The organism is Spirosoma fluviale (assembly GCF_900230225.1).
Taxonomy (GTDB): Bacteria; Bacteroidota; Bacteroidia; order Cytophagales; family Spirosomataceae; genus Spirosoma; species Spirosoma fluviale.
Genome location: NZ_OCNH01000001.1, coordinates 48,327 through 73,337 on the forward strand (window position 1 = coordinate 48,327; position 25,011 = coordinate 73,337).

Sequence of the window (25,011 nt, forward strand, 5' to 3'; positions counted from 1 at the left end):
CATGGCTCGGGCCACCCCGTTGAGTCTAAAGCAAGTAAAACAGGGTGGGTCCTTAATCCGTGCCTAGAGCTGGAACTCTGCGGCCCCCTAGGGTAGCCCACCCTGTTCACTTATTGGCAAGCTACCAAATCTTGGTTTCTTACCACGCCACAAACCTAAAGGGCGGCCCCGCGGGATTTGTTTGATTTTTATCACAGGCCATGATTTATTTCTTAACTTTCTCTGAAAGCAAAATCATAGTAATCAGGTAAATCATAAAAATCCCAGTTTTGGACAATATCAACGATTTATTCAACGTATTCCCCCGCCCCGGTCGTATCGAATGGATCGGCATCCGGCCCGTACGACGCGAACCCGTTACGGTTGTCGACTCGATAGACGTCACCGAAAAAAAAGGTATTCTGGGCGATCACTATAGCGGTCAAAGTGGCAATCGACACGTCACCCTTATTCAGGCAGAACACCTGCCCGTTGTAGCCGCCTTAACGGGTCGTGATGTATTGGACCCGGCTTTGGTGCGCCGAAATATCGTTGTGTCGGGGATAAATCTACTGGCGCTTAAAGACAAGGAAATTCAGATTGGCGATGCTGTTCTTCACATCACGGGCCAATGTCATCCCTGCTCTAAGATGGAAACGGCCCTGGGTGCTGGCGGGTATAATGCCATGCGTGGACACGGTGGCATGACGGCCAGAGTTGTGCAGGGGGGCACAATTCGGATAGGGGCGGAGGTTGTCGTGCTGCCGCCGAACGGTTGATTGTGGGTTTGGGGATGGGTTACGGTTGCTTTGGTGCCGATGCTGCCGGTTCGGCTGAAATACGGCTGGGGCGGTTGAACCCATTGCCATACCGATTGCGTAACTGCTGAATGGTATTGATCAGGTCGTAATCTTCTGCTTTGAGCAAAAATTCATCATCTAAATCGCAGAAGTCATAAAAACGGTCTACTTCGTCGGGCTTCAGCGTGGTCGATTGTTCTACCAGAAGCCGGAACCGTTCCAGCGCCAGTGCATGCCTACGATCCTGCTGCATGATGTAGTAGGCTTTTCGATCAGATTTGGGCCGTTTAGCGAACAGCTCATACAAGAGTGTTACACCGGCACCGTCGGCTAATCGGTCAAAAGCCTGTTCGCCGGTTACTTTCTTGGAAGCCGTGGGCTCGTCGAGCACCTGCTGAATTTCGCGCTTTACTTCTTCATAGCGTTTGCCCTTCACAGTCACCTCGGCCAGATCGACCACCCGATACGGCATGGGCGGCAGGGCATGAGCCACGATCGTCGGGTTATCCGAGCCGTCGTAGCGAATACCCGTTCGGGTGTATAACTGACTTGTCAGAATAAGTGAATCGCCGGGTTGAATCGTCAAGAAAAAGCGCCCGGACGCGTTCGTGCGAGCCCGCTGACGGGTTCGCTGGTTTACGACTGTCACTTTGTCTACTGTACTTTTTGTCGTCTGGTCGACAACCGTCCCCACCACGTACTTCCCCTGCGCCAACGCACTCCCCGACCAGCCCAGAAGGCAGATAAAGCAAAGGAAAAGCAGGGGTTTGATACGCATTTGGGTTAAGTTGGTAAGTCGGCAAGTTAGTAAGTGGTTGACACCAGAAGTGTTTGTATGCGTCAGCCACTTACTGACTTGCTAATTTTTACACAAAAATACAGCTTGGTTGCATTTAATCCTGTTAAAAAACCTTAACCAGTTTTTCGAGCCGATCAACGGTCATGGTTGTAAAGTCCTGAGCCACATCATCCACAAAAGGCCAGAGTTCATCGGGCGATTGGGTCGTTGCCATACCCACCACGGTAGCACCGGCTGCTTTAGCGGCCTGAATACCCGTCATCGAATCCTCAAAAATAACGCTCTCCGTTGGCTCAACGCCCAGCAGACTCATTGCTTTCTGATAAATCTCGGGGTCCGGTTTCGGATGGCTAACCATACTTTCGTTGAGCAATACATCAAAATACGTTCGAATCCCAAGCGCATCCATGATGAAATCCAGATTCTCGACCGGGGCCGATGTGGCTACAGCCGTAAGCACATTGGTTGCTTTTAATGCCTTTAGGAACGGAATAAGGCCGTCGATCGGTGTGATCTCATGCTGGTACGATTCCCGGAATAAAGCTTCCTTTTCGTGCGCCAGCCGTTTGGCTTCGTCGGTAGTAAGGTCTTGTCCGGCAAAAAGGTGTTTGAGTATATCGTCGTTATGTTTTCCCGAAACATACTGTACAAAGTCCTCATCACTCAATGTTTTACCGTAACGCTGGTAATAATCGCGCCAGGCAATGCGGTGATGCGGGTTTGTGTTGACAATAACCCCGTCCATGTCAAAAATTACAGCTTTCATATTTTGCAGTTTATGATTTACGGTATTCGGTATTCGGTTTATGGTTGGCTGACGCGAACACTCATTAAGCGTCAGCCAACCATAAACCGAATACCGTAAACCAAATCTCCTACTTCATCTTCACAATGGTAACCCCGGCACCGCCCCGGTCGGCGTGTTCGTCTTCCATCTTGCCTACCTGCTTGTAGCCGCGAAGGTGATTCCGGACGAGGGTGCGAAGAATACCGTCGCCTTTGCCGTGAACGATACGCAGTTCCGGATAGCCAAGCATCAGCGCATCATCGAAAAATCGATCCACTTCGCCAATGGCTTCTTCTCCGCGCTTCCCCCGAATGTCGAGGTTGAAGCTGAAGTTCTGCATCTTCTCGTTCATATCGATGCCCTGGCTCCGGGGTCGGTCGTCCCGGACTTCGGTAGCGGCTGCGAAGGTCTTCTTACTGACTTTTTCGAGCCGGTTCAGTTTGACGTTCGACTTCAGATCGCCAATGCGAATTTCGGCATCCTTCCCCCGAATGGCCAGCACTTCGCCAATGGCCGCCGTGGATGCGGTGTTCTGTCCGATAATTCGCACATAGCTTCCTGCCGAAATCACGCCGTTGTCTTTCTCGAACTCGTCTTCGCGTTGTTTCGGGATGTCAACGGCAACAGGCTCGGGTTTGAGTTCTTTTTGCTCGAATCGTTCCAGCTCCTGCCGAACTTGTTTGGTCGGTTCTCGCTCCGCTTTATTTTCCTTAATCTCCCGTATTGTAGTTTCAATGCGCTGATTTGCCTCCTGAACCAGGGCCTTCGCTTTTTGCTTGGCCTCGTTAATGATCTGTTTCTGATCATTGTCCAAACGGCTTTTTAGTGCCGTATATTCGGCAAGTTGCTGGGCGAGTTTACGCTGGTTGATCCCAACTTCGATGTTCTTTTCGGAGAAAACGCGCTTTTCAATGTCCAGCTCTTTCAGTAGCTTCTCAAAATTTACCTGCTGTGTACCAAGTTTTTCTTTGGCTCGGTCAATGACACCTTTCGGCAGACCGATTTTCTGCGCGATCTCAAAGGCAAACGAGGAGCCCGGTCGGCCAATCTCCAGCTGATAAAGGGGTTCCAGATGCTCGCCGTCGAAACGCATGGCTCCGTTAATCAGGCCGGACGTTTTATCGGCCATCACTTTCAGGTTGGTATAGTGCGTATTCACGACACCATAGGCCCCCGATTTGTTGAGGTCTTCCAGAATAGATTCCGCAATGGCACCGCCCAGACCCGGCTCCGTACCGGTTCCGAATTCGTCGATCAGGAAGAGTGTCCGCTTGTTGGCACCAATCAGGAACTGCTTCATCGCCGTGAGGTGCGACGAGTAGGTACTCAGGTCGTTTTCCAGCGATTGCTCGTCGCCGATGTCAATAAACAGATTTTGAAAAACACCCATTTCAGAATAGTCGGCCATGGGGACCAACAGGCCGCATTGGAGCATGTACTGAATGAGGCCAATGGTTTTCAGTGCCACAGATTTACCCCCGGCATTGGGTCCGGAAATAATGAGGATTCGGGCCTTTTCATCCAGCCGAGCGCCCAAGGGCACAACCGTTTTTCCTACTTTGGAAAACGACAAATGGAGCAGCGGGTGCCGGGCGTTGGTCCAGTTGATGAACGGACGCTCGTGCAGCTTGGGCATTATCGCATCTAACTGAATCGCCAGTTTGGCCTTGGCCCGGATGAAGTCGATCTGCGCCAGGAAATTGACGGCCCTCTTTAACTCCTCCAGATGAGGTCTGATCTGATCAGTGAGGGCGAGCAGAATCCGGTAGATCTCGCGCCGTTCTTCGTACTCCAACTCACGAATCTCGTTGTTGGCATCGAATACTTCGGCCGGTTCCAGAAAAACGGTTTGTCCCGTTTGGGATTCATCATGGACAAATCCCTTGATTTTTCGTTTGTGCTCAGCCGCGATGGGAATCACCAACCGTCCTCCGCGTACTGTGAGGGAAAGCTCATCCGGAATCCATCCGTTTTGCCGGGCCTGCCGCAGAATGCTATCCAGTCGTTTACGAAGGTTAGCCTGTTCGCCAATAATGCGCCGACGAATGCGGGATAACTCCGGCGACGCCGAATCGCGAATGTTGCCCCGGTCGTCGATCACCCGTTCGAGGGCATCCGTCAACTTCTTATCCACGCCAACCGGACCCGCCAGTTCGCGTAAAAACGGGAAATTGTTGTCTTCTTCCCGTTTGGACAAAAAGCGCAGACAGTCCTGGATGGTTCGCAGGGCGAGTTTCAGGTCGAAGAATTCAGCTTCCGTCAACGCAAGTCCTTCCACGCGCGCCCGGTTTAGATGAGGGCGAACGTCAATGTAGTTGCTCGTCGGGAAGTCGGGTTCGTACTGAACAATCTGTTTAAATTCTGTGGTTTGGCGGAGAAGTTTGTCAATGAGCTGAACGTTATCCGTAAATCGAATTTTCTCGACATAGTCCTGCCCCAGTGGACTGACACAGGCCTCTTTTAGGCGTTCGCGGATAGTGCTGAAACCTAATTTATGTTCTAAGGTATTGGGATAAAGCATTCTATAGCGCCATCGCTGCCTTATCGGCTGATGGAAAAAATAAGCTAAAAAAGTGATTGATGCCCACCCAATTGGGATGGTGCTATATGAATAACAGTAAGGGAGGACAGTGGGTTCTTTTTGTCAATGCAGATGTTCCAGTCGTTCGAGCATTTCAAGGCAGGAACGGCTATTGTGATACGGACATTTCCACATACTGATTTTATCGTTTCCCAGTATTTTATGATCACCGCTGACGCCCAGATACCACTCTCCGTTTTTGACATCGAGCAAATACTTCTTTATGAACTCCCAGCTTTTGACCGATTTATCCAGAAACTGCTTCTCATGCGTGAGTTGGTAGGCGTTCATAAACCCGACCATGGCTTCGGCCAACACCCACCACGAGCGTTCTTTGTTGAGGTGGCCGTCGGGCTCAAGTTCATAGTTCATACCGCCATCCGTTGGGTCGAAACCGGTGGACGCTGCCCGCGCCATTTTTACGCCGATGTGCTGAAATGCTTTCTTTAGCGGCTTATCGGACGGATTTTTGGCGGCCAGTAAGTCGGCCGCTTCGGGAAGTAGCCACGAGGCTTCAATGTCATGACCGTAGGAAACAGCCGTTCGCCGGACTTTCCAGTTCATATCCATGAATAGATTCATCCGGTAAGTTGTCGGGTCGATGATATGAATCTGGAACATGTGCAGCATACCGCGCATTTGTTCGGCTACGGATTTATCAGGCCAGACATGATACAAACACGTAAACGATTCCAGGATGTGGAGATGCGTGTTCATCGTCTTTATCTCCTGATTATCGTATTTGCTGATAATATAGTCCTTGGCCGGTGACCAGTCGCGGGCGCGGGCTTCCACAAATCCGCCCTTCTTTGGGTCGTATGCGTGCTTCACCATGTTTTGAAACACGTCTTTTGCCAGAGCGAGGGCGGGTGCCGATTTAGTCGCCCGAACGTACTCACTTAGTCCATACAGCGTAAAGGCTTGCCCGTAAAGGTGTTTAAGTGTGTTTTTGGGCTGACCGGTGGCATCCACCGACCAATAGATTCCGCCGTACTGTGGGTCAACAAAGTATTTCTGAATGTATTGAAAAGCCTGATCGGCAATGGAGCGATACTCCTCATGCTGTGTGTGCCGGAGGGCGGCCGAGAAGGTCCACAGGATGCGGGCGTTCAGGACAATGCCTTTTTCGGCTTTGGGATCGGGCTGGTTTTGGTAGTTGACCCGGCCATAAAAACCGCCATGCTCAGGATCGGGAGCGTAGCGACTCCAGTAAGCAAGTATGTCTTTATGTTCCTGCCGCAATTCGGCGCGAAGTTGCTTTACGTCCATGGGTGTCAATTATGAATGAAGAGTGATGAATGATGCGTATAGGGTTGTCGACAGGTTATTCATCATTCTTCATTCATAATTCATTACACCCTATTTTCTACTGCCATTCCGGCTGCTGCTATGACCCGAGTGCCCGTGGCCTCCGCGTTCATCGGCAAGCTCGTTTACGCTTTTTGCTTCGATGTCATGGTTTTCTTCTTCACCCTGTACACTCTTGTCCGAATCAGTCATCGTTCGCTCCGCATTCGGACGATCTTTACCCGTATCATGCGCTTCATAATTTCGGGTTCGATGGCTGTTTGCCTGTTTGTCGTTCGAACCGGGCTGGTCTGTGGTTTTGTTATTTGCCATGATAAATGTCTATTTATTAAGTAGGCTTTTAACAATTGAGCGGAAAAAATGTTTAACGCAAAAAAGCCTGATCTGCATAGCAGATCAGGCTTTTTTATATTGGAATTGGCTAAGTAAGCGATTGGCTTAGTAGCCGGGGTTCTGCTTCAGAATATCTTTGCCCTGGATATCGATTTGTGCCTGTGGAATTGGCAGATACTCATCTTGTCCGGCGGTAAAGACTGCTCCGCCCAGGGCTGTTGGAAGCCTTGCCGACGCGCCTTCATACTGAAGGTATGCGTTAAGCACAGGAGCAGCAACACCCCAGCGTACGAGGTCGAAGAAACGGTGTCCTTCGTCGCCCAGCTCTAAACGACGCTCGAATCGAAGCGCAGTTGTAGCGGATGCTTTCGAACCAAACACCGAGGCTGGATACTCCGAAATCACGTACTTAGCGGCTGGTGTTCCATCAGCCCGCTTTACATAACCATCCGGATTAGCAGCCCGTTTACGTACCATGTTTACGTAGTCGCGTGCTTTCGCTAACGAACCCACCTCAATTTCAGCTTCAGCAGCCATTAGCAGTACGTCAGCAAAACGAATAAGAGGGAAATTAAGCGCAGTATAACCTGGTGTCCACGAACTATTGTCTTGTAGCGAACCACGATCTGACTTATAGTAGGTAAACTTTTTAGGCGAGTAAGGGCCACCGCTGGTTTGCAGACGAATCCAGTCAGCACCTGGGTGATCCTGCCAGTCGAGGTATGGGATACCGCGCCGACCTACCGTATGGTCAAGCCGGGGATCGAGGTTACCTTGGTCGAGCGTGAATGGATCTTTACTCAAGATATTCATATCGTTTTTCACCTGGTTAGCACCGGTGTTATACGAGTTATCGAGTAAAGGTAGTCCATTGGCATCGGTGCGGAACGAGTTTACATACTCGAAGCTTGGCTGGTTGAAGCCACAGCAGTTTCCTGGGCCGTTCGGTCCGGTGTTGTATGGGTAGTTCAGATCGAACTCCGGGTTAGCATTATTGACACTACCGGTATTTGCAGCAGCCTGAATAGCGAACACCGATTCTTCGTTGTTGTCATTCGTGGCCTTATACAGGTCAGCAAACTTGGCTACCAGACCATATTTTTTGCCGTTGGACGTTTTGCCATTGGCAATAACAAGGTCGAGCAAGGTTTTGGCTTCTGTAAATTTTTTCTGATACAGATACGTTTTGGCCAATTGTGCGGCAGCAGCCCATTTATTTACCCGTCCCACCGCCGATTGTGTTTCGGGGAGGTTTTCATAGGCAAATTTAATGTCGGCTTCAATTTTGGGCCATAGGTCCGTGTTGTTCGCCACTTTCTCGATACCCGATCCATAGTCTACCGTCTCGTCAATATACGGAGCCATGTTGTAGAGCCGCTTCAGATCGAAGTAGTAGAGGCCACGCAGAAACTTCGTTTCGGCAGTAATACGGATTTTGTCGGCAGCTGATACATCAGAACCAGCCGTAGCTAAAAGCCGTAGGGTTGTATTTGCGCGAGAAATACCTTCATACTTCCGGGCCCATGTACCGGCAACGTCACCCGTTGGGATCGTCTCGAAGCGTTGGATGGGTACGAAGTTCGTACCGTCACCAAAGTCGGTGCCTTTGTTGGCATCGCCACCGCGCATGCCACCCCATACCCAGTTGGCAAAAGAGGCATTGCGGTCTCCCCGGCCATTGAGTAGTGAGTAAACGGAAACCAGCGAACCTTCAATGGCTGCTTTGGTATTAAGCTGGGCAACACTCAATTGCCCCGTTACGGGTACCTCCAGAAAGGTATCCTTACAGGCAACTCCCACCAGCGATATCGCTGCGGTAGAGCCAAGAATGAGAATTTGTTTTTTAAGATTCATTTGATGTTTTTGATTAGAAGCCAATGCTCAAACCGCCCGTGAACTGTCGTGTCAAAGGATAGTTTCCTACATCGATACCGAAGTTCGTATCGGCGTTACCACCTACACCTGGATCGATGCCCGAGTATTTCGTGATCGTGATCAAGTTGTTGGTTGAAGCAAATACCCGCACACGCTGTAGCTTCAGGCGATTCAGAATCGAAGCCGGGAAATTATACCCGACAGAGAAGTTCTGTAACCGGAAGTACGAACCATCTTCTACGTAGTAGGAGTTCGACTGGCCATTGGTGCTAAAGTTAGCTGCCGACTCGAAAATGGGTACAGTTGCGTTTGGATTGGGGTTGGTTGGCAACCACGAATCTTTCACGCGGGCACTGATGGCCGCACCAGCAAACGATGGGTAGAAATCGGTGAACCACTTCGAGACGTTGAAGATTTTGTTGCCAATCGAGGTATAGGCATAGGTTTCAACATCGAAGCCCTTGTAGGTAAACCGTAGGTTAAGACCACCCGTGAATTTTGGAACAGGGCTACCTAAGTACGTCCGGTCATCGGCATCAATTTTACCATCGCCATTGAGATCGGCAAAACGGAAACGGCCTGGAGCGGCTCCGTCCTGTTTGGGTGCAGCGGCAACTTCCTCTTTACTCTGGAAGAGACCCATAGTCTGGTACCCGTAGAAGGACGAGATGGAGTAATTCAACTGATTCCGGATAGGGTTGATACCCCGGAAGCCTGGATTTACAGTCGTCAGATAAGTCAGACCAGGAGCCAGATAGACAATCTTGTTATCTAAAACACTGGCCGTTACGTTGACTTCATAGCCTACTTCACCGCCAATCTTTCCTCGGTTAATTACCTGAAGGTCAATTCCTTTGTTTCTCATTTCCCCAATGTTTACCGATGGGGCAGCCGCGTAGTTACCAATTACGTCAGGAATTGGCACAGGAAAGAGCAAGTCTTTCGTATCTTTTTGCCAAAGGTCTAAAACTACATCTAACTTACCGTTGAAGAACGTACCATCTAAGCCAATGTTTTTCGTGATGGAGCTTTCCCATTTAGCGGATGGGTTACCAATACGTGACCGGTAATAGCCATCCAGCGTACTGGAGTTGCTACCGTTGATGTCGTAGGCTGAGTTACCCAGATTGGCTGTATACAGGTTAAACTGGTTGTTGGGATCTACGTTGTTTGAGTTACCCATGATACCATAACCACCCCGGATTTTCAGATCGCTAACCCAAGGTAGGTTTTTCATGAACTCTTCAGACGAGATACGCCAGGCTGCCGAACCAGCCGGGAACACACCATAACGGTTTTGTGCGCCAAAGCGGCTCGAACCATCTCGTCGAACAAGACCCGTTACAATATACTTGTCATTGAACGAGTAGTTTACCCGGCTAAAGAGGGAGTAGAAATTAACGCCCAGACCATAACCGCTACCTACTGTACGGCCCGTTGAAGATACCGTGTTCAGCGTGATAAAGTTAGGGTCGAACGAAAATGGATTTTGTCCGTTACCAGAAATGTTACGACCTATGCCCGTGTTAAGAGCTTCCTGACCGACTAATACATCGAGTTTATGCAAACCAAACTGATGCTTGTAGTTGGCGGTATTGGTAAACACGTATGAGTAACCGTAGCTGGCGTTCTCATTGTAACTTGTGGCAGAGTTATTTTCTGAGTTCTCGTACTGGATACGGCCATAGCCCACACCATAGTTGTTGTTGATCTGACCACCAAGGCTAGTGCGCAACGTTAACCCATCAATCGGCTCATATTCGGCATAGACGTTACCAAAGCCATTGATGCTGAAGTTATTGTTGTTAGCCTGTCCCTGACGGCTGGCTACCGGGTTACGAGGGTTGTTAAAGCCCTTTGCAGCAGTACCGGCATATCCACCAAATTCGTCGTAGATGGGAATGATGGAAGGCATACGATAGGCTAAGTTGAAGTCATTTTCGTCAGCAGCAACCCCCTGACCACCAGCAGCTCCACCCTGACCCCGAATGGAGAGATAGGTAAACTGAAGATTTTCACCAATACGAACACGCTTCGAGAGGTTAAACTCGCTGTTAGCCCGGAAGGTGTATCGCTTAAAGTCATTCTCAAGCATAATACCCTGTTGGGTTTGCGCGCTCATACCAATGTAAAAACGGCTGTTCTCGCTGCCACCTGAAAAACCCAGTGCATGGCGCTGAAGGGCAGCCTGACGTGTGATGGCTTTAAACCAGTCGGTGCCTTCTTTGTTCGCGCGTACTACTTGGTAGATAGCACCTGCTGTAGGGTCAACATTATATTTGAGTCTTTGAGCCGCCAGATCAACGGTACCGACAACACCTGCCTGGCCTCCAACATTGATATAATCGGGAATGACCGGGGTGCTGCCTGAGCCAAACTGCGGGTGGCTATAAATAGGCGCAGTGCCGTTTTGGAACGCGGTGTTCCGGTACTGTTGCCAGGTCCAGTCAGCGAACTCTTGTGGGTTCAGGTTGTTGGGGCCTTTGCCAGGATCCGTTACACCATACTGGCCATCGTAGCTGATGCTTAGTCGTTTAGCCGTTTTCGACCCTTTTTTCGTGGTGTAAACAATTACACCGTTGGCAGCACGCGCTCCATAAATAGAAGCCGAAGCCGCATCCTTCAGTACCGTTGTGGTCTCAATGTCGTCAGGAGCCAAAAAGTTAGTAGAGCCAACGGGTACGCCATCAACTACATACAAAGGCTCGTTACCACCAAAGGCACCAAATCCACGAATCCGCACCTGGCTGGCAGTACCAGGCTGTCCGTTTGTAATAACCGTTAAACCCGAAACACGGCCCTGCAGCTGTTGTTCAACGTTACCTGAGGGTACAGCTGTCAGTGCACGTGCCTTCACCGTCGCAACGGCACCGGTATTATCACGCTTATTATCCGTAGTATAACCCGTCACGATTACCTCGTTTAGCGCAGTGGCATCGTCTTCGAGTTTGAGGCTAATAGAAGTACGGTTTCCCACCGTAATTTCCTGCGTCTTGAAGCCAATGGCTGATACCACCAGCACAGGGTTGGATCCCTTAATGTTCAGCGAAAAATCGCCGTTCGCATCTGTCGCAGTACCGGTTTGTGTTCCTTTCAGAACAACGTTGGCCCCTGGTACTGAGCCATCGGTACCCGTAATTTTACCCGTCACACGACGGTCTTGGGCAGAGGCTGTTAAGCCCCAGAGCAGTAAGACTGCGCCCAGAAAAGCGGTCTGCAGAAACCTGTAGAACTGTGCTTTCATGAAGATTAGGTTGGTTTTATAATTAGTTAAACGCATCAATATTATGCCGATTAAATTATATTTCAAAGTGAAATCGTAATAATCGTGGTACATTCATATAAAGAAAAGATCATTAAATATAAAAATAATTATATTTTTAATTTTTTTAAATCGCTGTAAATCAACATGTTGTATTTCTGTATATACTTATTGAATTGCTTTAGTGATATTATTTGTAAGTATAATTTACACGTACTTTTTACATATTAAGTAGATGAGCTGAGGGATTCCCGGTATTTATTTAATAAGGAAAATATACTAAGTGGTACATTATCAGCATTCTATTGCTACTATTAAAATTAGTTTAACTAAGTATTTATACGAGAATACCTATAGGTGCAACTGAGTATATACTAAGGCTATGGTTTAAAGAATAGTTTAGTCAGGACAAGGACGTGGTTTTCTACTGTCGTTTCGACTACTACTATGGCCCCTCGGGCCATGACCTCCCTATTCCTGGGCTAGTTCGGTCACACTCGTCGTTCTAGGTTGTGATTTTCTTCCTCACGCTGTACAATCTTATCAGAACTGGTCATGGATTGCTCACTGCGGGGTGCTTTAGCCGTATAGTAGGCTTCGTATTTACGGGTCCGCTTGTTTGCCTGTAAATCCTCGAAACCCGGCTGGTCTGTTGTTTGATGGTTTGCTATGATAAATGTCTATGTATTGAATAGATTAATAATCGTGTCCGATAGATGATTCTGTAACATAAAAAAGGCCACCCTGCTAAGCAGAGCGGCCTTTTTTATGTTACAGAATTTAAGCAGTTGTTTTAATATCCGGGATTTTGCTTGAATACACCTTTCTGCAAGTCCATCTGAACTTGTGGGATTGGAAAATACTCGTCTTTACCGGCAGTGAACTTAGCGCCCGAGTAACCCAATGGTAGCTTTTGGCTTTCGTAACTTAGGAAAGCGTTAAGTACGGGTGCTGCAACTCCCCACCGAACAAGGTCATAGAAACGGTGACCTTCTCCCGACAGTTCCAGCTTCCGCTCAAACCGGACAGCGGCCAAAGCAGCTTCTTTGCTCGCAAATGGAGTTGTATAGGTGCTAATCACGTAATTAGCTGCATTTGTTCCATCAGACGTTTTGACCCAGGCATCGGCATTAGCCGCTCTGGTTCTAACCCGGTTTATATAACCACGGGCAACTTCCAGACTACCAGCCTCAATTTCTACTTCAGCCGCCATCAACAGGACATCGGCAAAACGGATAATGTTGTAGTTAATGGCTGAGTAACCATCCGTCCAGGAACTACCATCCGTCAGGGTTTTGTCCTGCGACCGGTAGAAAACAAACTTTTTAGGCGAAAAAGGACCTGCATAACTCTGATCACGAATCCAGTCCAGACCTGGGTGAACCATCCAGTCTAAATAAGGAATGCCACGGCGTCCGATCGACCAGTCCAGGCGAGGATCGACAGGGCCCGCATCGGGTGTAAACGCAGCTTTTGAGTCGATACCCTGATCATTTTTTAACTGGTTTGCTCCGCTGTTATAGGAACCATCCAATAAAGGCAGACCATTGGCATCAACCCGGAATGAGTTCGCCAGTTCAAAACTTGGTGCAAAGAAACCGCAGCAACCAGCAGGCCCATTAGAACCCGTATTGTAAGGAAAGTTCAGATCCAGCTCCTGAGCCGAATTGGATACGTCGCCCGTGTTAACAGCCGCCTGAATGGCAAACACAGACTCTTCACTGTTGTCTTTAGCCGCGTTGAAAACATCCGTGAAGTTGGCTGCCAAACCATATTTTTTGCCATTGGTAGTCTGGCCGTTTGCAATAACCTGATCGAACAGCGGTTTAGCGGCCGTATAGTTCTTTTGATACAGGTATGTTTTAGCTAAATAAGCTGTAGCAGCCCACTTGTTGGCCCGGCCGGCCGCACCCTGAGTTTCGGGTAGATTGTCCTGAGCGAATTTGAAATCGGCTTCAATTTTTGGCCAGATGTCTACATCGTTTTTAACCAATTCAATACCCGTGCCGTAATCCAGCGTTTCATCTACATAGGGGACCATGTTGAAAGAACGCTTTAACTCAAAATAGTAATGTCCGCGCAGAAAGCGAGCTTCAGCAGCTAACCGTTTCTTGTCGGCTTCAGACACATCAGCGCTTGCTGAGGGTAAAGTCCGCAGAACGGCATTTGCCCGGCTGATGCCTTCGTACATGCCCCGCCACTTATCGTTGATATCACCATTTGAAGGTAATATTTCGTACCGCTGGAAGGTTGAGAAGTTGGTGTTGCCACCGCCGTCACCAGAGTTCGAGCCTTTGTTCGCTTCACCGCCCGAAACGCTGCCACGTACCCAGTTATAGGAACTGGTTGCCCGGGAAAAACCCCGGCCATTCAATTGCGCATAGGAGGAAAGGAGGATGCCTTCAAGTCCGGCTTTGGATGTCAGCTGGTTACTGGCCAACTGGCCTGTTGCCGGTACATCCAGAAATTTGTCTTTACAGGCAAACGTAACCATGGTAAGTACCAATGTTACGATTGTGCCCCTTAATATGATTTTTTTCATGGTTTGACTTTTACCTACGATTAGATAATTGTTCATTAAAAGCAGTGAGTTTGTAGTTAGTAAACTCACTGCCAGTGCTTAGTTGCTTTTTTAGAAACCGAAGCTCAAGCCTACGTTATAGCCACGGGTAACAGGGTAGTTACCGATGTCGATACCAAAGTTCTGGTCAGCCGAACCACCAACGGCTGGGTCCAGACCAGAGTACTTCGTAATCGTGAACAGGTTCGTTGCCGACAGCGACAGTCTCAACCGGCTCAGATTAGCCCGGTTCAACAGGGTGGCCGGGAAGGTGTAACCCAGCGTTACGTACTGCATCCGGCCGTATGAGCCATTTTCAACATAATAGGAGTTCGACTCGGTGTTCGTGCTGAAGTTTGAGGTATTCTCAAAAATCGGTACTCGTGTGTCTGTATGCGTTGGCAACCACGAATCTTTCACGCGCTGACTAACAGCGGCTCCGGGGAACGAAGGATAGAAGTCGGTGTACCATTTCGAGTTATTGAAGATCTTGTTGCCAAGCGAAGCATACACCTGGGTGTTTAGGTCGAACCCTTTGTACTTCAGCGTCAGCGTCAGACTTCCCGTAAACTTAGGAATTGGGCTTCCCAGGAAGGTACGGTCGGCATCGTTGATTTGACCATCACCATTTATATCCTGGAAACGGAAACGGCCCGGAGCGGCACCACTCTGTGTGGGGGCACCATCAACTTCTGCTTTGCTGTTGAAGAGGCCAATGACGTTGTAACCATAAAAGGACGACAGATCATGACCCGGCTGGTTACGAACTACAGGCGAGCTTAAACGCTGACCATTGGCTGTGAAATAAGGCACTGATGGAGCAATAGCCGTGATTTTGTTGTCCAGGATACTTCCAACCGCTGTAACCTCATAGCCCAGATCGCCAACCACATTGCCCCGGGTTGTCACAAGCAGGTCAATACCTTTGTTACGCATGCTGGCTACGTTCACGTAAGGAGCGTTGGCACGAACACCAACGACGCCCGGAAGGGCAAGCGGATAAAGCAGATCCTTGGTATCTTTCTGCCAGAAATCGAGAACAACTTCCAGTTTGTTGTTGAAGAAAGCACCATCTATACCAATGTTTGATGTGATGCTGGTTTCCCATTTAGCAGCAGCATTACCAATCTGGCTACGGTAATAACCGGCCTGTACCGATGTATTGGCCCCCGTAATGTCGTAGCTGTTGGCCGCGTTGGAACCAAACAGGTTGTACTGGTTTGTAGAGCTCAGGTAGTTCGAGTTACCCATCAGGCCATACCCACCACGTACTTTCAGATCCGAGATCCAGGGCAGATTCTTCATGAAATCTTCCGAAGAAAGACGCCAGGCCGCCGAAACAGCAGGGAATACCCCGTAGCGGTTCTGAGAGCCAAACTGCGACGATCCATCCCGGCGAACAACACCCGTAAGGATATACTTGTCATTAAACGTGTAACGCGCTTGAGCAAAGAGAGAATAGAAATTGTTGCCCTTGCCGTAGTAGCTGTTTACACTGCGGGTAGCACCCGGTGTTGTTGTGCCAATCGTTACATAGTCTGGGTCTGTCGTGAATGGATTCTGGCCAGAACCATTGATACCCCGACCACTTCCTGTGTTGAGGGCTTCGATACCGGCTAAAACACTAACGTCATGAATACCAAACTTCTGTTTGTACTGAGCCGTGTTGGTAAACGTCCAGGCTAAACCAACGTTCGACGATTCGTTGTACACGTAGTTCGTGTTGTTCTCTGAGTTCTCGTACTGAGACCGGTTGTACGAGTTATTGTAGTTGCTGAAATAGGTTCCGCCAATGCTGCTGCGCAGTGTTAATGCTGGAATGACATCATATTCCAGGTAAGCATTACCGAAAGCGATCAGGTTGTAGTTGATGTTGTCCTTTGCTCCAATACGGTTAGCCACAGGGTTCCGGGCGTTATTGAAACCCGAGGCTGCTGTGCCTGCGTAGCCACCGAAGGAGTTGTATACCGGAATAATCGGGGCCTGACGGAACGCCAGGAGGATATCGTTTTCATCGGCCGCAACACTGGAGTTGTTGTTCGTGCCATTGCCAAGCGTGCTTCCTGTACTACCCTGCAAGCCCGTTGTCGACACATAGGCGAGCTGTATATTCTCACCAAACCGTAGTTTCTTTGTGATATCGAATTCGGTATTCACACGGAAGGTATAACGCGAGAAATCGTTGTAAGTGATGATACCAGCCTGTTTCTGCATACCCAGGCTAAGGTAATAACGGCTCGACTCTGAGCCACCGGAGAAGCCCAGCGTGTGACGCATCAGGGGAGCTACCCGCGTAATGGCTCCGTACCAGTCTGTACCTGCCTTATTGGCGGGAATAACATTGTAAATGGCCCCGTTGGCTGGGTTGATGTTATACTTGGCCCGCTCGGCTTCCAGATCCACCGCAGAAGCAGCAACGCCTGTCCGGCTACCTACCAGCAGATAATCCGGTAATACAGGGGTTTGCCCCGACCCGTACTGGCCATTGGAAATACCCGTAAAGCTGTTTGGTCCAATCGTTTCTCCAGCCTGGAAGATGTCGTTTTTGCGTGCCTGCCAGGTCCAGTCAGCCTGTTCCTGTGGTGTCAGAATTTTCTGACCATGACCTGGATCGGTAACACCGTACAAGCCGTCGTAGCTGATGCTCAGTTTCTGTGCACGGCGCTGGCCTTTCTTTGTTGTCAGGACGATCACGCCCGATGCCGCACGTGCTCCGTAAACGGATGCCGAAGCTGCATCTTTCAAAACAGTGGTCGACTCGATGTCATCTGGAGCAATGTATTGAATGCTTTGCGTTGGTACACCATCAACAACGTACAAGGGCTGGTTACCACCAAACGAACCGAAACCCCGTACCCGCACCTGGCTGGTCGTACCAGGTTGTCCGTTGGTAATAACGGTTAACCCGGCTACCCGTCCTTGGAGCTGCTGTTCTACGTTTGTAGATGGCACAACTTTCAACTGGGCTGGCTTTACGGTTGATACCGCCCCGGTCACATCCCGGCGATTTTCGGTCGAATAGCCCGTTACAACAACTTCGCTCAGAGCGGTGGCGTCGTCTGCGAGCGTTACGTCAACAGACGAGCGGTTACCCACATTTACTTCCTGGGTTTTGAAACCAATGGCCGATATCACCAGCACCGGGCTAGCACCCCGAATGTTCAGTGCGTAATTTCCATCGGCATCAGTGGCAGTACCCGTTTGGGTACCCTTGAGTACAACGTTGGCCCCTGGTACCGGGCCATCAACGCCCGTGATTTTACCCGTTAGGCGACGGTCCTGGGCGGAAGCGTTTAAGCTCCACAGTAATAATACTGTACCCAGAAAAGCGGTCTGCAGAAATCTGTAGAACGATGCTTTCATGAAAAATAGGTTGGTTAATTATTTAATAAAACGAATCAATATTATGAATGATAAATTGTATTTCAAAAAGAAATAGTAACAATATAGTAGTGTTAAATCTATTTAAATGAAATTAATTGTCTTTATTGTTATATATGCATTTTTGCTAACTTGCTACTGGACAATCTGTTGTTTGATCTTCGATATCTTGCTTTATTGAATTGTTTATATTTATTTATTTTAATGTTTAATAGGAATTAAAAAATTATTTGTTAACTACTTAAGTACTTATACAAAAGTGATTAAGTAGTTATAGGAACAGTTTTGCAGGTATTTACTGTTGAGTTCTTCTACTTATGGTAATGAAAAGTATTATTTTTTTAAAGTTTGCTTACCCGTAACAACTCAATTCTTGCGCTGGTATTATTTAGTTATAAAATTATACTAATTTATTGTTTGCTCATTTTTAAATAAAAGATAAATGACTGCATTATCGCTCATCACTTGGAGAGATATATAGTAGGACATCATCTTGTTTTTGATAGCTAAAGTTGTCATTAGCAGGCAACATGACTCTGTTATCTGGTAATCATTACTTACTCTACCCTATGGCTATGGATAAAGAAAAGTGCCTTGTGTAGAGTTCTGGAGGACATCTAACACAGATCAGTGGAAGTCTTGGGAGATAAAATATCCGGGAAGTTATAAAGGTTAGGTAAAAGTTCATGATGCTTTCATTTTAAAGATTCTGATTTGCTTTGCCAAGCTAAATTCTAATTTTAATTTTTGCATATTTTACTGTACGTTTATCCTGAATGGGTACAGCTCGATGAGTAGTTTGAGTATAATGACTAGTTGTAATTACTTATGAATTATAATTAAATTCACTAAAAAACATATTATTTCTGATCAGAATCCATTAAGATGAAATTGATTTCAATGTGCTTATTTATGGATAAATTCCATGTTAAGATTATATGCAGAAAGCTATTTTTTTTGACTTCATCTGCTACTCAGACTTTTTTAGTATTTTAAGAAGATAAACAAAAATTTATTACTAAGCAACGTGGTTAGAAATTATAGCTAATGTGTATCGTTTGCCCGAGTACCATCTATTCAGGATGGGTTAAAATCGCACGTCTATTTGGTATAATTTAACTTTAATGATAAAAAATTCATTTATTCTAATGTAAGGTAAACGTAATAGCCAAAGAAGAGTATATACTTATAGTCTATTTTCTTATAAAGAAGCTAAATATTTTTTGATTAGGTCCACTTTAATTCCATTATAAAGTCCGCCACGCAGATATAAACGTCGGCTGTCTCAGCTATTTTGCTTATCTTTCTGGGTACTCATGCATACCAATTACTACTTCCTCAAGCAACTTGGCCCCGCTCTTGAAAGACACCTTTTATCGCGCACTCCGGCTCCAGATACCAATACCGAAGAATCAACCACTGGTCTTCGATTTATGGCGTGTTTTAGTCAAGACCGAGATGAGGTAGTTCTTGTATTTGCTCAGGCTAAAGGAAAAATAAATTACTACAAGCCTTTTTACATCAAGGCGAGTCTTCGCCCTGATTTCTCCGGGTTGTTCTTTCCGGAAAGTGTACAGCGCGCTCGTACAAACAGCGTAGATCTGTTCGAATCTATCGTTGGTGAGCCTGGTCAGGAGAGGGCCGTTGTGGGGGTACGAACGTTTCTAAACGAGCGCTGTCTGGCAATTGAACTGGAAGGCGACAGTACGTTGGTCTTTAAGTTTTTTGGCAACCGGCCCAATCTGCTGGCATTCCATGGTAATGAGGTAGTTGATCTGTTTAACCGCCAGTTGGCAACCGACGCTCAACTTCTACTAGATGGCTTTGACCGACCCATCGACCAGTCGTATGCCGCTTTTGAACGGGCTAACTTCGAGCATAGAAAGCTCTTCCCAACATTTGGTAAAGTAGTAAACAAGTGGATTGACGAACAGGAAAAAAAACTGTCTATCTCGTCGGAAGGTCCCTGGAAATGGCCTGTCATTCAGGAGGCTTTGCGCCAACTTACCCATCCTCATTACTACCTGATTAGGCTGGAACATAAGCCGACACTTAGCTTACTGCCGTTTGGTGACCTCACCGCCGATGTGTCCCAACGTGAGTTTACCGATCCCATAGAAGCAGCCAACCGGTTCTATACTTCCTTTAATGGGCTGACCGTATTTGAGCATGAAAAAGCAAACTTGCTAAAATTGCTCGAAAAACGTCGAAAACGGGCTGAGTCGCAGATTGACATATCCATGCAGCGCTTAATATCGAAAGAGGAAGGAGCCAGCCATGAAGAGAAAGGACATATTTTGATGGCTAACTTACACGAGATTCCATCAACCCCCAGTCTAAAATCGCCGGAACGTGTAACCCTATACGACTTTTATCGGGATCAACCGCTGGTCATTAAACTTAAGCCTGATTTAACTCCGCAGAAGAATGCAGAAAACTATTATCGGAAAGCTAAAAATGAAAAGCTCGAAGAGCAGCATTTTGCGGATCAGATAGCAGCTCGGGAAGCCGAAATGGTTCGTATTGATCAGCAAAAGATCGATTTGGAGGGTATAAAGACCTTAAAAGACCTTCGACGATACATTAAACAGCACAGTTTGCTTACCGAAGCTAACTATGCCAGTGCGGGTGAGACTGCCTCGCTTTTTAAAGAAGTTGTGTTTGAGTCATTCCGAATACTGATTGGCCGGAACGCAAAAAATAATGACCTCCTTACTCAGCGCTATTCGTATAAGGATGACCTATGGCTTCACGCACGTGACGTTTCCGGTTCACATGTGATCATTAAATATCAGGCTGGTAAAGCGTTTCCCAAACGAGTTATTGAACGGGCCGCAGAGTTAGCCGCCTGGTATTCCAAACGCCGAATGGAAAGCTTATGCCCTGTTATAGTAACCCCCAAAAAGTTCGTTCGTAAGCCAAAAGGTTTAGCTGAAGGGCAGGTTATAGTTGAGAAAGAAGATGTTGTCCTGGTTGTGCCAAAAGGAGACTAGCAAGTTGTAAAGTGGTAAGTGGTTGACGCACGAGTATTACTCGCACCCCAGCCACTTACCACTTTACAACTTCTTTATTGATCCACTACCACACTTAGCTGGGCCATCATAAGTCGATTCATTTCGTTCCAGGTGTGATCCCATGAGTTCTCTTTCAGAAACGAGTCGACCGTTTGCCAGTTAGATGATTTTTTAGCCAGCATACGCTCGATTGACTTTTCAAAAGCTTCGGCATTGTCGGCAATTTCAACCAGCTCTTTACTGCCATAAGTTCGTATGACATCCCGGATAGGCGTCGAGACAACCGGCAAACCCGCAGCTAAATACTCAGGCGTTTTTGTTGGGCTGATGAACCGTGTTGACTCATTTAGGGCAAAGGGCAGCATGGCTACATTCCAGTTGCTGAAATACATTGGTAGATCTTTATAGGACTTCATGCCCAGATAATGAACATTTGGCTGATGAGGAAGAAGCGCCGGGTCTATTTTAACGATAGGACCAAGGAGCACAAACTGCCAATCCGGACGACGTTCGGCCAATTCCCCCATCAACTTATAGTCAAATCGTTCGTCGATAACGCCACTGAAGCCAATTCGGGGAGTTGCTAACTGACGTTGATCGACAGGATCGGGTTGTGGTTTACGGGCTGATGAAAAATGGGTAAAGTCAATACTACTTGGAAACGCAAACACATGTGGGTGTCGGTTTTGTTTGGCTTCGTACAAACTGTAGCCACCGGTGAAGACAACGTCTGCCTGCTGCATCAGTTGTTTTTCCTTCTGCAACAGCTGCGGAGGAGCACCCCAGAATGCAGATAACTCATCCATGCAGTCGTAAACCGTCAGGCTAGGCTGTAGATGGTCGCTAAATAGCATCGCCATGGGTGTATAATACCAGGCAACAAACGAACGAATGGTTTCGCGGGCAATGAATTCGTCAAGCAATTGGCGTTGTAGACGAATGGCTTCTTCAGGACTTGTGCCATGCGGCAAATGCGGTACCAAAACCGTTATTCGATCTGTTTGCTTACTTACACTCATGTGCAGCGTATCACTCCACATGGGTTCTTCCAGAAACCAGACCCGGTAGTTTTTTGCCGCCCGACTTAGTAAGTGCTGAGGCCGTTGGTAAACGAAGTTCCAGCGTAAGTGCGAGAAGCAAATAAGATCAGGGATAACCTGACCGGCAGAACCTAAGGTAGAATTAGTAACAGTTGTAGATTTAGTTGACTGGACAGATAGGGTGGCGCTATTTGCCAAATCGTTCGTTGAGGATGATACTGTCATGTTTGCTCGTGTAGGGTATTGAGTTAAATAGTCTGTTCATCAATTGACCAGCCCATAGATGCCTAATTAACAAACCAAACCAGCCATGAAATGTTAATCCTCATTTCATTTAATTGAGGAAGCGGTTCCAGCTTGTATCAACGCTTTTTATTCATCTCAAAATGCGGCTGAAACTTGGGTAGATTGTCATCGACTTTCTGTCTTTATCATCATTCTGTCCGAACAGGTAGCCGTTCAAATCAGTTGATCAAAACTACCCGGTTTTGTCGTCCATCCGGTGTTTCAAGGATTATTGTATACCGCCCAGTTGGTAAGCCGCGAAGGGATATTGTCTTTGTATGCTTGCCAGCCAGGAGCATTGGTTCGGTTAGTATCTGAACCCGTTGTCCCAGTAAGTTTAGGAGCGAAATGGTAGCGGCTCCGCGAGATGGCAAAGTAAAATCAACCAGCAGTGTTTCTGATGTTGGGTTTGGATATATCCGGAAGCTGCCTGGTTGGGGCTCATCAGTGGCCGTTACAACAGACGTAGAGGGAGTAGCTGAGGAAGAGATCGAAACACTTTCAACGGTTTTCAGAATCCAGTTCGAGGGGTCGATGATTAGTCCGGATACGGCCCCTTTAACGGGCAGGGTAAACGTTTGGTCGGCCCGATCATTGACGACCATTACGGTTGTATCGCCCGTAGCTGATTTGATCTGGAGCTGTACGGGCATTGTAAAAGAAGCTGGATTCGTTGCAACGGCATTACGCTGTTCCAGTCGTACAGTTACGGTTTTATCCGTACTCCCCGGCGATACCGTTGCTTTATACGTCGGATATCCTTCGCCATAAATCCATTCTTTAAAGAAGTAATCCAGCGAACGACCGGAAACTTGCTCGGCCACGGCTTGAAAGTCTTCGGTTACTGCTGTTTTGTAGGCGAGCGTTGGCGATTCGGCGTACGTGCGCATGGTGCGGAAAAAGGCACTGTCGCCTAAAACGCCCCGCAACATATGCAAAACGGAAGCTCCTTTGGCGTAACTTCTCGAACTGCTGAAAATAGTATTGAAGTTAGAAATGTCCTGTACATAAATGGAGCCCCTGGCGGTCCGGGCACTGCTCATGAAGCTGTTCATATAATTCTGGTAGCCAGTCTGCCCACTTACCGATTCGGTGTAAATGGCTTCAGTATACGAAGCAAACCCTTCATTAAGCCAGATATTTTGCCAGTCGCGGCAGGTAATTTTATCGCCGAACCACTGATGACCCAGTTCATGGGCAATGACGTTGGGTGTTAATGATGATATACCCATGGACGAGATGGTCTGGTGTTCCATGCCGCCGTTGTTTCGCGCAAACTGAGCATGACCGTATTTTTCGCGCAAAAAGGGATAAGCCCCAAACCGGTTTGAGAACAACCGAATCATGTCCGGTGTTCTGTCGAGGTTTGCCTGCACTTGAGCCAGGTTTTCTGGATAAATGTAATGCACGACGGGCATGGTCTGGCTACCATACGTGAAAGGCGTATTGTATTCGCTGTAATTGGAGACGGCTATCGAAATCAGGTATTGGGCAATAGGGTAACTGTTACGCCAGAAATACGTACGGGTGCTGTCGGTATTTGTCGTTGTGCTGACGAGCGTACCATTCGAAACGGATACGAGTCGGCCCGGGGCGGTAATCCGTACCGACGAGGAGTCGGCTTTATCGGCGGGGGTATCCCGGCAGGGGAACCAGTCCGAAGCACCGTAAGGCTCGCTCAAACTCCAGATCACCGGATCGTCCGTACTTTCATGCTTGTCAAATTTGAAACTGCCTTTAGCTGCACCGTTTGGAATGCCCTGATAAAACACGGTAAAGGTGAATGCCTGTCCGGTTGCGAGTGGCTGCGAAGGAGTGATGGTCAGTCTATTTTGAGCATGCTGAAAAACTAACTTCTGATTACCCGCTTTTACGGAATCGACCCGAAGGCCCTCACCGGTTGTTGCCGTAGTTGAGTTCAGGTCGAGGTAAAAACTGCTAAGGGTGGCCACCGTACTTTTAAGCGTTACCGTCGTAGCGGCCCGCAGGGTGTTTGGTGATGTGGTAAGCCGTAAGTCGAGGCCATAATATGTTACATCAATAGACGCATCGCCCGGATACGCCAGTCTTGCCTTTGGGTTGGCCGCCAACTGACCAAAATAACGAACCTTTCCCATCTGGCAGAAAAGACTTCCGTCGGCATTACCCTGAGCACGGGCAAAACAGGGGAGGAAAAGTAGAAGCAGGTAGCCAATTCGCATAACGGATGAGTAATTTCTTAGTTAACCAAAAAGATAATCAGTCCGTTAGAAAACGATTAGTTTTCGGACTGATTGCCCACGTTCAACCGTTTTATCGCTTGTGCCTGGTCTTCTGCCTGAGCTTTGAGTGCTTCCAGCTTTTGCTGATCGGCTTCGGGTAACTGAAGCTGCCACCCCATTGAACTCGCCAACTGGTACATCATGTACTGAATCTGATTATTGGCAATTTTGGGCAAATCACTTTGCATGGCCCGCTCGTTCATGGCTTGTTTGGCTTCGTCCAGAATCTGCGTATAATCATCACCACTGAAGTGATTAAGAATACCGGCTTGTATGTCGTAAAACTTGTAATCGGTATCAATAGAGAGTACTTCGGGCTCGGGAAATGAGTCGATGATCAACTTTTGTTCACCATTGTCCGGCGCCCGGAACCGTACCTTGGCAAAGTCGAAGCCAACCAGTACTTTAGAACGGGCAATGACCATTGCCTTCTTGGGGTCATTGAGCAGGTATAAAATCTTTTTCTGATCCTGGTAATTATAAATTTCCGAGAAGTACCCTTCCGCCATCACGACCTTAAACACTTTCTCGATCCGTTCCAGCAGAATGACCGAGTCATGCCGCACGTTGGTAATGCCAGTACGTTTACGCAAGGCGTTGGCCAGAGCCACGCCACCGCCTGCACCGACGAGTAACAGCAAAAGGGTAGTCAGAAAATCCATTTGGTTCAGGTTCATGTGTATAAAATGATAGGAACGCTGATCGAACGGATTGGGCGGATAAAACTGATAAAAATCTGTTTAAAT

At 47.8% G+C, this 25,011-nt stretch carries 14 protein-coding genes; 2 read left to right on the plus strand and 12 right to left on the minus strand.

Annotation, left to right across the window (positions count from 1 at the left end):
• Positions 1-269: 269 nt before the first annotated feature.
• Positions 270-758: an MOSC domain-containing protein gene (locus CRO74_RS00185; protein ID WP_097124000.1), complete on the plus strand. Its 489-nt coding sequence runs from the start codon at positions 270-272 to the stop codon at positions 756-758.
• 19 nt (positions 759-777) lie between these two features.
• Here CRO74_RS00185 and CRO74_RS00190 read toward each other — a convergent pair whose 3' ends face one another.
• From CRO74_RS00190 to CRO74_RS00235, 9 genes are all read right to left on the minus strand, one after another.
• Positions 778-1,557: a peptidase associated/transthyretin-like domain-containing protein gene (locus tag CRO74_RS00190; protein ID WP_097124001.1), complete on the minus strand. Its 780-nt coding sequence runs from the start codon at positions 1,555-1,557 to the stop codon at positions 778-780.
• Between the two features lie 124 nt (positions 1,558-1,681).
• Positions 1,682-2,344 (minus strand): HAD family hydrolase, encoded by a 663-nt coding sequence (locus tag CRO74_RS00195; RefSeq protein ID WP_097124002.1) that lies wholly within the window; start codon positions 2,342-2,344, stop codon positions 1,682-1,684.
• A 109-nt stretch (positions 2,345-2,453) separates the two neighbouring features.
• The gene (locus CRO74_RS00200) at positions 2,454-4,886 is read right to left on the minus strand and encodes an endonuclease MutS2 (RefSeq protein ID WP_097124003.1); all 2,433 of its coding nucleotides are present in this window, start codon (positions 4,884-4,886) and stop codon (positions 2,454-2,456) included.
• Between the two features lie 123 nt (positions 4,887-5,009).
• On the minus strand, positions 5,010-6,215 hold the full coding sequence (locus tag CRO74_RS00205; RefSeq protein WP_097124004.1) for an AGE family epimerase/isomerase: 1,206 nt from the start codon (positions 6,213-6,215) through the stop codon (positions 5,010-5,012).
• Between the two features lie 90 nt (positions 6,216-6,305).
• A complete protein-coding gene (locus tag CRO74_RS00210; protein WP_097124005.1) occupies positions 6,306-6,566 on the minus strand; it encodes a hypothetical protein in 261 nt (86 codons plus the stop codon).
• A 126-nt stretch (positions 6,567-6,692) separates the two neighbouring features.
• A complete protein-coding gene (locus CRO74_RS00215; protein WP_097124006.1) occupies positions 6,693-8,441 on the minus strand; it encodes a RagB/SusD family nutrient uptake outer membrane protein in 1,749 nt (582 codons plus the stop codon).
• A gap of 13 nt (positions 8,442-8,454) precedes the next feature.
• Positions 8,455-11,706, minus strand: a complete 3,252-nt coding sequence (locus CRO74_RS00220) for a SusC/RagA family TonB-linked outer membrane protein (protein ID WP_097125951.1) — start codon at positions 11,704-11,706, stop codon at positions 8,455-8,457.
• 811 nt (positions 11,707-12,517) lie between these two features.
• Positions 12,518-14,266, minus strand: a complete 1,749-nt coding sequence (locus CRO74_RS00230; RefSeq protein WP_097125952.1) for a RagB/SusD family nutrient uptake outer membrane protein — start codon at positions 14,264-14,266, stop codon at positions 12,518-12,520.
• Positions 14,267-14,356: 90 nt separating this feature from the next.
• Complete coding sequence (locus CRO74_RS00235; RefSeq protein WP_097124007.1) at positions 14,357-17,647, minus strand: SusC/RagA family TonB-linked outer membrane protein; 3,291 nt, start codon at positions 17,645-17,647, stop codon at positions 14,357-14,359.
• A 1,334-nt stretch (positions 17,648-18,981) separates the two neighbouring features.
• Here CRO74_RS00235 and CRO74_RS00240 point away from each other — a divergent pair.
• Positions 18,982-20,658: an NFACT RNA binding domain-containing protein gene (locus tag CRO74_RS00240; RefSeq protein WP_097124008.1), complete on the plus strand. Its 1,677-nt coding sequence runs from the start codon at positions 18,982-18,984 to the stop codon at positions 20,656-20,658.
• A gap of 74 nt (positions 20,659-20,732) precedes the next feature.
• Here the strand turns inward: CRO74_RS00240 and CRO74_RS00245 are convergent, their stop codons facing one another.
• From CRO74_RS00245 to CRO74_RS00255, 3 genes are all read right to left on the minus strand, one after another.
• Positions 20,733-21,944, minus strand: coding sequence for a glycosyltransferase family 1 protein (locus tag CRO74_RS00245; RefSeq protein ID WP_097124009.1), 1,212 nt, complete (start codon positions 21,942-21,944; stop codon positions 20,733-20,735).
• Positions 21,945-22,183: 239 nt separating this feature from the next.
• Positions 22,184-24,205: a M1 family aminopeptidase gene (locus tag CRO74_RS00250; protein ID WP_097124010.1), complete on the minus strand. Its 2,022-nt coding sequence runs from the start codon at positions 24,203-24,205 to the stop codon at positions 22,184-22,186.
• Positions 24,206-24,261: 56 nt separating this feature from the next.
• A complete protein-coding gene (locus CRO74_RS00255) occupies positions 24,262-24,927 on the minus strand; it encodes a DUF4230 domain-containing protein (protein WP_097125953.1) in 666 nt (221 codons plus the stop codon).
• Positions 24,928-25,011: the final 84 nt, after the last annotated feature.